This window comes from Roseiarcus sp. (genome assembly GCF_049514155.1).
Lineage (GTDB): Bacteria > Pseudomonadota > Alphaproteobacteria > Rhizobiales > Beijerinckiaceae > Roseiarcus.
Genome location: NZ_JBEKVH010000140.1, coordinates 1 through 9,894 on the forward strand (window position 1 = coordinate 1; position 9,894 = coordinate 9,894).

Genomic DNA, 9,894 nt, shown 5'->3' on the forward strand with positions numbered 1-9,894 from the left:
GAAGCGGCGGCGATCGCCTTGATCGCGCCGAAGGCGTTGCGCTCGATGCAGGGAATCTGCACCAACCCGCCGATCGGATCGCAAGTCATGCCGAGGTGATGCTCCATCGCGATCTCGGCCGCGTTCTCGATCTGGCTGTTTGCGCCCCCGAGCGCGGCGCAAAGCCCCGCCGCCGCCATCGACGAAGCGACTCCGACTTCGCCCTGGCAGCCGACCTCGGCGCCGGAGATCGACGCGTTGAGCTTGAACAAGGCGCCGATCGCCGCCGCCGTCAGCAGCATGGTCCGCACGCCCTCCGGCGACGCGCCGACGCAATGGTCGCGATAGTAGCGCAGCACGGCGGGCATAACGCCCGCGGCGCCGTTGGTCGGCGCGGTGACGACGCGGCCGCCGGCGGCGTTCTCCTCGTTGACCGCCATCGCGTAGACCGCAACGTAATCCATGATCTCGTGCGCGGCGCGCGCGTTGCGGCCGGCGTCGGCGACCAGCTTGTCGTGGATCGCCTTGGCGCGGCGGCTGACGGCGAGCCCGCCCGGCAACGGCCCCTCCCGCTTGAGGCCGCGATCGATCGCGCCGAGCATCGTCGCGAGAATCCGGTCGAGCCGCGCGTCGAGATTGACGGCGCCGCTGACCGCGCGCTCGTTGGCGCGCATCAGCTCGGCGATCGTCATGCCGGCGCCGGCGGCGCGCTTCAAGAGCTCGGCCGCATTGGCGAACGCGTAAGGCGTCGTCGCCTCCGCCGTCGCCGTCGCCGGCTCTTCGTCCTCGCGCTGGACGAAGCCGCCGCCGATCGACAGCCAGCGCTCTTCGGCGACGATCGCGCCGATGGCGTCGCGCGCCGAGAACGCGAGTGTGTTGGGGTGTCGCGGCGGCGCATTGACGACGTCGAAGACGATGTCGGTGGCGGGATCGAAAGCGATCGGCTTGCGGCCCGCGAGCCGCAGCGTCCTGCGCGCGGCGACCTCGACGACCAAGGCTTCGGCGCGGTCGGGATTGACGCTTTCCGGCCGCTCGCCGCTGAGGCCGAGCATCGCCGCCTTGTCGGTGGCGTGACCTTTGCCGGTGAAGGCGAGCGAGCCAAAGAGCGTGACGCGCACGCTTTCGACCCGCGCCAGCGCGCCGTCGGCGGCGAGCGCGTCGGCGAAGACCGCCGCCGCCTTCATCGGCCCGACCGTATGCGACGAAGACGGCCCGAGGCCGATCTTGAAGAGGTCGAAGACGCTGATCAAAGGGCCCTTGCCGCGAGGTAGCCGAGACGACGACATTGCCGCCGCCGGCCGCCGAGCGCAATGGCGGTGATTGAGGTCAGCCTGCCGCCTGGTCGCGCGCCGAGGCGGTGAGGACCGCGGCGACGTAAGGCGCGAAGGAGCGCGCGACCTCGAGCCGGAAGCGCTCCGCCTCGCGCCGCCACAGCGTGATCTCGGCCTTCAGCAGCAGCGTGCGCGCGACCATGCCGACAGGAAACGCCTCGACATCGAGGTCGAGCGGCACGCCGGCGTTGAGCAGCCGCGCCGCGCCGGGGCCCGAAAGCTCGATCGCGCATTGGCGGTGCGAAACGTCGGTGAGCGCATGCGGAAAACCGGCGAGCGCAGCCTCGACCGCGGCGCCGAGGCCCGGCTCGTCGTCCTCGGCGATCAGCAGCCACTCGTCCGGCCCGAGCCACAGCGCGGCGCGCGCGCCTTCGGCGGCCGCGCGCAACGGCTCGAGCGGCGGCGGCGCGCCGAAGGCGGCGCCGGCAGGCGCGCTGACCTCCGCTCCGCCGCGCAGGATCCAGCGCGCGGCGAACGGCGCGACGACGGCGCGGACGCGATCGTTGTCGGGCAAGGCGCGGCCGCTGAGGATCGCGTGGCGTTCGGCGATTGGCGTCGCCTCAGAGCTCAAGACGGCGCCCCTCCATGTCATAGAAGATTGGCGCGGCGATCTTGACCGGCTTCGCCGCCTCCATCGTCGTGGCGAACAAAGTCTCGCCGAGCCGATTGCGGCCGTCGGCGATCAGCGCCAGCGCGAAGCTGCGCTGAAGGGTCGGGCTGAAATAGGACGAGCTCACCCAGCCGAGCGCGGCGGCGCCCTTCGGCGGCGCCGTTGCGGCGACGATCTGCGCCCCTTCGTCGGGGACGAAGGCGGGGTCTTCGGGCAGCAGCCCGACCAGCTGGCGGCGCCCGGCGCGCGCGAGATCAGGCAGCGAAAGCGAGCGCTTGCCGATGAAATCGGGCTTGGCCGTCGCGACCATGCGCGAGAGGCCGAGATCGTCGGGCGTCACCGAGCCGTCGGTATCCTGGCCGACGATCATGTAGCCTTTCTCGGCCCGCAGCAGGTGCAGCGCGTCGAGCCCGTAGGCGACCGCGCCGACCTTCTCGCCCTCGGCCCAGATCGCCTCCAGCGCGCGCTCGCCGCAATCGGCGGGAACGTTGACCTCGAAGCCGACCTCGCCGGTGAAGCTCACCCGCGCCAGCCGCGCGGCCGCGCCGGCGACGCGGCCCTCGCGCACGCTCATATGCGGGAAGGCGGCGGGCGAAAGGTCGATCCCCTCGGTCAGCGGCGCCAGAATCTCGCGCGCCTTCGGGCCGTTGATCGCGATCGTCGCGTATTGCTCGGTGATCGACGTCGCCCACACTTTGAGCTCAGGCCATTCGGTCTGCCGGTAGTCCTCCATCAAGGCGAAGACGCGTCCCGCCCCGCCAGTGGTGGTGGTGACGTGGAAACGATCCTCGGCGAGCCGCATGACGACGCCGTCGTCGATCACGTAGCCGTCCTCGCTCAGCATCAGCGCGTAGCGGCAGCGCCCGACCGCAAGCTTGGCGAACGCGTTGACATAGAGGCGCTCGAGAAACGCCGCCGCGTCGAGGCCGACGACCTCGATCTTGCCGAGCGTCGAAGCGTCCTGGATTCCGGCGGCGGCGCGCGTCGCCAGGCACTCGCGCTCGAGCGTCTCTTGCGCCGTCTCGCCCGGCTGGGGGAAACGCGACGCGCGCTTCCACTGTCCGGCGTCTTCGAAGATGGCGCCGCGCCGCGCCGACCAGCCGTGCAGCGGCGTCTCGCGGATCGGTTCGAACAGATCGCCGCGCGAAAGCCCGGCGAAGGCGCCGAACGTCACCGGCGCATAAGGGGGACGGAAGGTCGTCGTTCCGACCTCGGCGATCGGCTTGCCGAGCGCCGCCGCCACGATCGCCAGCGCATTGAGGTTGGTCGCCTTGCCCTGGTCGGCGCCCATGCCGGCGGTGGTGTAGCGCTTGACGTGCTCGATCGAGCGCATGCCTTCGCGCGTCGCGAGCATAAGGTCGCGCGCGGTGACGTCGTTGTGGAAGTCGACGAAGGATTTGCCGGGGCGCTTGGCCGCCCCGCCGATCGCCAACGCCAGCGCGCCCCCCGCAGCGGTGGCCGCGCCTTCGACCCGCGGCGGCTGCGGCGGCGCGACGTCCACCGCCCCCGCTCCGGCGGCGAAGCCGTCGGCGAGCGCGTCGGCGAGCGAAAAGGCGCCGCGGCAGGCGCCGGCCGAGCGGCGGCCTTCGACCCGGCTCGCCGGCAGGAAGCCTTGCGCCGTCTCGTCGAAGGCGATGCGTCCGCGCGCCTGCGCGTGCAGCGCGACATTCGCCGTCCAGCCGCCGCTCATCGCGACGCAGTCGCAGGCTATGGCTTCGCCGGCGCTTGGCGCACCGTCGGCCCAGCGCTTGGCGATCAGCGCGTGGGTGACGCGCCGCGTTCCGTAAGAACCGACGATCGCCGAATTGGTCTCGACCCTCAGCCCGGCGAGGCGCGCCGCTTGCGGCAGCGCGCCATCGGCGCTCGGCCTCAAGTCGGCGATCATCGCGATCTCGACGCCCGCCGCGGCGAGGTCGAGCGCGGCGCGATAGGCCGAATCGTGCGCCGTCGCGACGACGACGCGCGCGCCGGGCTTGACGCCGTAGCGTGCGACAAGCGTCCGCGCCGCCTCGGCGAGCATGATCCCCGGCCGGTCGTTGTCGGGAAAGACCAGCGGACGCTCGAACGCGCCGGTCGCCAGCACGATGCGTTTGGCGCGCACCTGCCACAGCCGCTCGCGTGGGCTGCGCGGGTCGGGCGCGGCGAGATGGTCGGTCAGCCGCTGCTGAGCGCCGATGAAGTTCTGCGCATAGAGGCCGAACGCCTGGGTGCGCGACAGCAGCGTGACGCGTGGCGAGGCGGCGAGTTCGGCGAGCGTCGCGGCGAGCCAGACCGAAGCGTCGGCGCCGTCGATGCGCGCCTTGGTCTCGGCGAGCAGCGAGCCGCCGAATTCGGCCTGATCGTCGAACAGGATCACGCGCGCGCCGACGCGCGCGGCGGAAAGCGCCGCGGCGAGGCCCGCCGGCCCGCCGCCGATCACCGCGACGTCGCAATGGGCGTATTCGAAGGCGTAATGATCCGGATCGGGGGCCTTCGGCGCGACGCCGAGCCCGGCCGCCCAGCGGATCGCCGGCTCGTAGAGCTTCGCCCAGGCGCCCTGGGGCTGCATGAAGGTCTTGTAGTAGAAGCCGGCCGGCATGAAATCGGCGAACAGGCCGACCAGCGACAGCGCGTCCCATTCGCGCGACGGCCAGGCGTTCTGGCTCGACGCCTTCAGCCCCTCGTAAAGCTCGATCTGCGCTGCGCGCGCATTCGGCGTGACGCGGCCGTCGCCGGCGTCGAGCGAAACGATCGCGTTGGGCTCTTCCGGCCCGAGCGACAGAACGCCGCGCGGCCGATGCAGCTTGAACGAGCGGCCGACGAGGTGGACGCCGTTGGCGATCAGCGCCGAAGCGAGCGTGTCGCCGGCGCAGCCGACGTAGGCCTTGCCGTCGAAGGCGAAGCGCAGCGGCCGGGCGCGGTCGACGCGTCCGCCCTCGTTCAGCCGGAAGGCGCCGCTCATCGCCGCGCGACCGGCGCGGCCGTTTCGACGCGCTGAGCTTCGGCCATGACGATCCCCGCATTGACGCGATCCTGTCTAACCCAACGCTCCGGCCGGGGAAATCCGGATTCGGGTCTTGCGGCGCATCGTCGCGCGCAAGAGCTTGCGCTCGCCCGTCCACGCGCCTATCTCACGGACAGCAGACCTCATTTCCAGGAGCCGGCCCTTGTTCATCCAGACCGAGGCGACGCCCAACCCGACCACCCTCAAGTTCCTGCCGGGCCGCCCGGTGCTCGAATCCGGCACCTTCGAGGCCCGCGACGCCGCCGAAGCGGAGGCTTCGCCGCTCGCCAAGGCGCTGATGGAGCTGCCAGGCGTCGGCGGGGTGTTCTTCACCCCCGACTTCATTTCGGTGACCAAGAGCGACGGCGAATGGAGCCAGCTCAAGCCGGCGGTGCTGGGAATCGTCACCGAGTTCTTCCTTTCCGGCGCGCCGGTGCTCGCCGGGGCGGCCGCCGCCTCGGAGGACGAGTTCTTCCACCCCGAGGATTCCGAGACGGTCGAGACGATCAAGGAGCTGATCGAGACGCGGGTCCGCCCGGCGGTCGCCGGCGACGGCGGCGACATCGTCTTCAAGGGCTTCCGCGACGGGATCGTCTACCTGACCATGAAGGGCGCCTGCTCAGGCTGCCCGTCCTCGACCGCGACGCTGCGCCACGGCATCGAGAACCTGCTCAAGCACTTCCTGCCCGAGCAGGTGAAGTCGGTCGAGCCGGCGTAAGGGGCGGCGCAGCGATGATCGCGGCCGCGATCGTCATCCTGTGGCTGGTCTGGATCGTTGTCTGGATCGCGATGGCGCGCGGCGTCAAATCGGTCGCCGAGCGGGCGAAAGGGTCGCGCGCGCATTATCTGCCGATGACGCTCGCGGTGGTTCTGCTTGCCGCGCCGCGCCTGCCGCTCTTCCCGCTCGACGTCCGCTTCGTTCCCGCCGCGCTTTGGCCGGCGGCGCTCGGCTTGGCTTTGACTTTCGCCGGCCTCGCCTTCGCCTTCTGGGCGCGGGCGCGGCTCGCCGACAATTGGAGCTCGAGCGTCACGCTCAAGCGCGACCATGAGTTGATTGACGACGGCCCCTATCGCTGGGTTCGACACCCGATTTACACCGGCCTGCTCGTTGCGCTCGCCGGCGCGGCGCTGGCGGTCGGCGAATGGCGCGGCGTCATCGCCGTCGCGCTGGCGGCCGTCGCCTTGTGGCGCAAGCTACGGCTCGAGGAAGCCGTCATGCGCCGCCAATTCGGCGACACCTATGACCGCTACGCCGAGCGGACGCGGGCGCTGATCCCGTTCGTGCTGTAGCCCGAATTCAGCCGATCTCCACCACCCGCCCCTCCCGCCGGTCCCTCAGCGTCGCGCCGCGGTCCATACGAGCGGCCAAATCGAGGTTGTGGGTGGCGCCGGCTAGCGCCGCAACCCGGCTCGCCTCGGCCGGCGCAGCGAGCGCGTCGAAAACGTGGTCGGCGGTCTCGGGGTCGAGGTTGTCAGTCGGCGCGTCGGCGAGCCGAACGCGCAGTGCGCTGTCGAGGGCGGCTCGCGGGCTCAGGACGACCTAACTTCGGCAGCACACCGAACGACCAGCTTAGTGGAACCGCACTGTACTTATAGTTTGTTGCGGCGCCACGTGTACATCGGCCGTTTTGTAACGGACAAACAGGCGCCTGTAACGCTATCGTTCTAACTGAACTTGCATTGTCCAGCAGTTGTGTAATCCTTAACAAAACTTAACAAAAATCTGGGAGAGAGGTCATGGCGAGGTTCATGATCACTGTTGGGTCGACCGACAGACACAGGATCGGGGCGACTGTTGCAACTGTTCTTGCAAACCGCGTAATCGGTGCAAGCCCTCTGTTTCAATGACCGGTTCTTGTGGGACGATTTCACCGATCAATAAGGCGTCACCGTAATTCCTCGTTACACGAGCGGAAATAGTATTTCATCGTGACTCGGAGAAATGCAGTGATGAGCGCACACTTCGACGTTGACGACTTCTTCTCCAATATTGACCCATCCGGGCCGCAAGCGCGGTTCTCGGCGCCGAGCTTCGGCGTAGAGATCGTTGCGCCGGCGGACAGCATTTGCGGCCGCTATGTCGGGCTGACGACGGCCGCCAGCGTGATCGCCACTTGGGCGATCGTTCAAGCCTCGGCCGAATACGCGGCGACCATGAAGGCTGTATCGGAGCAATCCGGATTCAAATTCGGGAAGAGATGAATATGCCTAACGCTACTCCGCATCACTTCAAACTCGGACGGCTCCTGCGGACCTACGACCCGCGCATTCCACACTTGAGCGCGCTGCGGGCGGGGCAAACGCCCCCGACGCCGCCCGTGAGTATCGACTACACCAAGGGCATGCCCGCCAATCTAGGCATGATGCTCAACGACACGCTCGGCGACTGCACCTGCGCGGCGGTCTATCACGCGATACAAGTGTGGAGCTTCAACGCGCTCAAGAAGATCGACACCGAGCCCGATTCCGATGTCGAGAAACTCTACGTTCTCGCCTGCGGTTTCAATCCGAGAGTCGGCGGCGAAGGCCCCGGGGGGAACGAACAGCATGTCCTCACCTACCTCTTGAACCAAGGCGCCCCGATCGGCCCCAAGGGACAGGCCCGGCAAAAGATATTGGCCTTCGTTGAAGTTGATCCGCGCAACGTCAACGACGTCAAGGACACGATCGCCGACTGTGGACTCGCCTACATCGGCTTCAACGTCCCCGCCTATCTCGTTCCTCCCTCGCCGGCGATTCCACCCGCCGTGTGGGACGTGCAAACGAGCAACGCCGCGATCGTCGGCGGCCACGCCGTCGTGCTCGCCGGCTACGACGCCAACGGCGCGCGCGTCATCTCCTGGGGCTCCTACTACGCGATGAGCTGGGCGTTCTTCGCCAAATACGTTGATGAAGTCTACGCCATCGCCGACCCCGCTTGGGTGGAGAAGACGGGCAAAACGCCCGCCGGCCTGACGGTCGAAGAGCTTGAGATTCAGATGAAGGCGCTGGCGGAGGGATAGAGGGCGGATGGAGGCGGCGATGCGCATATTTTGCCGTTTAGATGCGGCAATTCATGAGGAATAACCTCCTTCATGTCCAGATTCATGATCGGTGTTCGCTCGATCGACGGCGCGGCCCGCTCGCGATCGTCAAGAGCGATGAAATCTCGCGCTCCTCGAACTTCGACGGGCTGATTCCTATCGCGATTTGGCGCGGACGCTCTGCGGGGCGGTGAATCGGGGCGTCGTGGCGGGGCGGTCCAGCCGGAGATGGCGGGGCGTTCGCATTGGCCGTGTGAGGGGACGTTAATGAGCGGAAATTTCACGTAACAGTCGTCCAGACACGTAACAGTCGTCCAGGATTGTCGCGAGAAAATGGGAGATGGCGATGGCTAAAACGGCGAAATCGGAAACAGATCAGCATACTGCAGCGTTAAAAGCGCATACGACAGCGCTGAATAAGCACACCAGCGCGCTGAACGCACTTGCAGCCACCATGCCGGGCCAATTCAACGCGATGAAGCTCGGAGACCTCTACCACACAGGTCCGTGTATCAATGGTCAACAGGAAGTGTGGGTCTCCGATGGTGCGGGTGGATTGCAAAAGCAACTCCGTCCCTGTTGATAAACGGGCAGAAACGCTCGCCGCGTAGACAAACTGGGGGAAATTGACAATGTCGTCGACACCGAAACTCCGGCGCACATTCACGTGCGCCTTTTGTTCTACCTTAACTCTCGCTGGATGTGGCTTGCAGACACCAAGTATGCAGTCGCCATTGCGACCTATCGATACAGATCAACTTGTTGTCAACATTGTTGCACATGTAAAAAACGAGCTGAGATGTACAGCGTATGCGTTGAAAGTAAATGATACTGGTTATATGGTGAAAGCCAAGATAATTAAGAATCTCCAGTGGTTAGACAGCGCGGTCGCAAAAGTCACACTAAATTTGACAGTTGATGAAAAGACGGTCATAGCTCCTGGATTATCTGATACAACTATTTACCATAATAACGTCACAACCTTTGCGCATGGAGGTAACGTCACTACGGGTCGATCGTTCATTCTTGGTCTCGGAGGAAATTTCTCCGCCGAGGCAAATAGGAAACTGTCGGCTGATTATACTTTTTCTGTTAAAGATGACTTGCTTCAAGATGAGAAAGCGTTGGCGGACAACTGCAACGCAATGACTGGGGCTCGAAATACGCCAAACGCGGGACTAATGATTGATGGCGATTTAAAGCTTGGTGAAGCTTTCGTTGCATTGTTGACTCCAAATATTATCAATAATCCAGAAAAGGGAGAATTTGTCAATACGGGCGCAGCGCCGGATACTCTTCAAACTGATGTCACGTTCACGCTCGATTCATCGGGATCGATTGGACCGACGTGGAAGCTGGTGCCGGTTTCTTACATACCCGGGACGACTCCGTTAGCGACCGCAAGTCGGAATTCGATCGACGAGGTCATCGTGACGATTGGACCGAAAGGGTCTGCTACTGACACCGCGCACAATATAGCGAAGGCGGGGTCACTCCTCGCACTCCCCGCCTCGGGCGGAATGTAAGCTTGTTGTAGTCGCCGCGTTAATCGCCTTGTAGATGATTCTTCTTGAGGGACCCGCGGCCCAGTGTTGGCTTTGCCTCAGAAACCGGGACAACATCCCTCAAGAATCTCTCTCGGTTCACATTGGACGAAGACCGATTGTACGCGCGATTTATGAGAGATAATATATAGACTTGGACGCGTTCTAAGCCCGTAGGAGACATCCAGGAGGTCATGCGAAATCGTGAGACATTCAGGCCGAGCGCCAGATCAGAATGACTTTCGAAGAGGCTGCGATTGTCGAGTTTTCTCGACCCGCCGCGGCCTTTGAGATCTCTGTGCCCCGCCCGCCCGAAATTCTCCCCCCTCCCCTACATCTCCTCCACCCGCCCCTCCCTCAGCGTCACCCGCCGGTCCATCCGCGCCGCCAAATCCAAATTGTGGGTCGCCACCAGCGCCGCCAC

Annotated in this window: 9 protein-coding genes and 1 pseudogene; 6 read left to right on the forward strand and 4 right to left on the reverse strand. The window is 65.8% G+C overall.

Annotated elements, in window-relative coordinates:
* From ABSF49_RS16895 to ABSF49_RS16905, 3 genes are all read right to left on the reverse strand, one after another.
* Positions 1-1,229, reverse strand: a 1,229-nt coding sequence (locus tag ABSF49_RS16895; protein WP_424113820.1) for an L-serine ammonia-lyase, incomplete at its 3' end; no start/stop codon positions are given.
* 76 nt (positions 1,230-1,305) lie between these two features.
* Complete coding sequence (locus tag ABSF49_RS16900) at positions 1,306-1,881, reverse strand: sarcosine oxidase subunit gamma (RefSeq protein WP_424113821.1); 576 nt, start codon at positions 1,879-1,881, stop codon at positions 1,306-1,308.
* Positions 1,871-4,861 (reverse strand): sarcosine oxidase subunit alpha family protein, encoded by a 2,991-nt coding sequence (locus ABSF49_RS16905; protein WP_424113822.1) that lies wholly within the window; start codon positions 4,859-4,861, stop codon positions 1,871-1,873. The genes ABSF49_RS16900 and ABSF49_RS16905 overlap by 11 nt, the downstream gene beginning before the upstream one ends.
* Before the next feature lie 205 nt (positions 4,862-5,066).
* Here ABSF49_RS16905 and ABSF49_RS16910 point away from each other — a divergent pair, with 205 nt between their 5' ends.
* From ABSF49_RS16910 to ABSF49_RS16935, 6 genes are all read left to right on the forward strand, one after another.
* The gene (locus ABSF49_RS16910; protein ID WP_424113823.1) at positions 5,067-5,621 is read left to right on the forward strand and encodes a NifU family protein; all 555 of its coding nucleotides are present in this window, start codon (positions 5,067-5,069) and stop codon (positions 5,619-5,621) included.
* Between the two features lie 14 nt (positions 5,622-5,635).
* Positions 5,636-6,193 carry a methyltransferase family protein gene (locus ABSF49_RS16915; protein ID WP_424113824.1) on the forward strand — a complete coding sequence of 186 codons (558 nt, stop codon included), beginning with the start codon at positions 5,636-5,638 and terminating at the stop codon, positions 6,191-6,193.
* A 660-nt stretch (positions 6,194-6,853) separates the two neighbouring features.
* A complete protein-coding gene (locus ABSF49_RS16920; RefSeq protein ID WP_424113825.1) occupies positions 6,854-7,105 on the forward strand; it encodes a hypothetical protein in 252 nt (83 codons plus the stop codon).
* A gap of 2 nt (positions 7,106-7,107) precedes the next feature.
* Entirely contained in the window at positions 7,108-7,905 is a 798-nt protein-coding gene (locus ABSF49_RS16925) for a hypothetical protein (protein WP_424113826.1), read from the forward strand.
* Positions 7,906-8,272: 367 nt separating this feature from the next.
* Positions 8,273-8,509 carry a hypothetical protein gene (locus ABSF49_RS16930; RefSeq protein WP_424113827.1) on the forward strand — a complete coding sequence of 79 codons (237 nt, stop codon included), beginning with the start codon at positions 8,273-8,275 and terminating at the stop codon, positions 8,507-8,509.
* Positions 8,510-8,765: 256 nt separating this feature from the next.
* A complete protein-coding gene (locus ABSF49_RS16935; protein WP_424113828.1) occupies positions 8,766-9,452 on the forward strand; it encodes a hypothetical protein in 687 nt (228 codons plus the stop codon).
* Positions 9,453-9,801: 349 nt separating this feature from the next.
* Here ABSF49_RS16935 and ABSF49_RS16940 read toward each other — a convergent pair.
* Positions 9,802-9,894 (reverse strand): annotated as a pseudogene (locus tag ABSF49_RS16940) (ABC transporter); the annotation flags it as partial.

What these genes read in the sequence shown, in the direction of transcription:
- ABSF49_RS16935 (WP_424113828.1), top strand. Translation starts at nt 8,766, where the DNA reads ATGGTGAAAGCCAAGATAATTAAGAATCTCCAGTGGTTAGACAGCGCG.
- ABSF49_RS16905 (WP_424113822.1), bottom strand. Translation starts at nt 4,861, where the DNA reads ATGAGCGGCGCCTTCCGGCTGAACGAGGGCGGACGCGTCGACCGCGCC.
- ABSF49_RS16930 (WP_424113827.1), top strand. Translation starts at nt 8,273, where the DNA reads ATGGCTAAAACGGCGAAATCGGAAACAGATCAGCATACTGCAGCGTTA.
- ABSF49_RS16920 (WP_424113825.1), top strand. Translation starts at nt 6,854, where the DNA reads ATGAGCGCACACTTCGACGTTGACGACTTCTTCTCCAATATTGACCCA.
- ABSF49_RS16925 (WP_424113826.1), top strand. Translation starts at nt 7,108, where the DNA reads ATGCCTAACGCTACTCCGCATCACTTCAAACTCGGACGGCTCCTGCGG.
- ABSF49_RS16915 (WP_424113824.1), top strand. Translation starts at nt 5,636, where the DNA reads ATGATCGCGGCCGCGATCGTCATCCTGTGGCTGGTCTGGATCGTTGTC.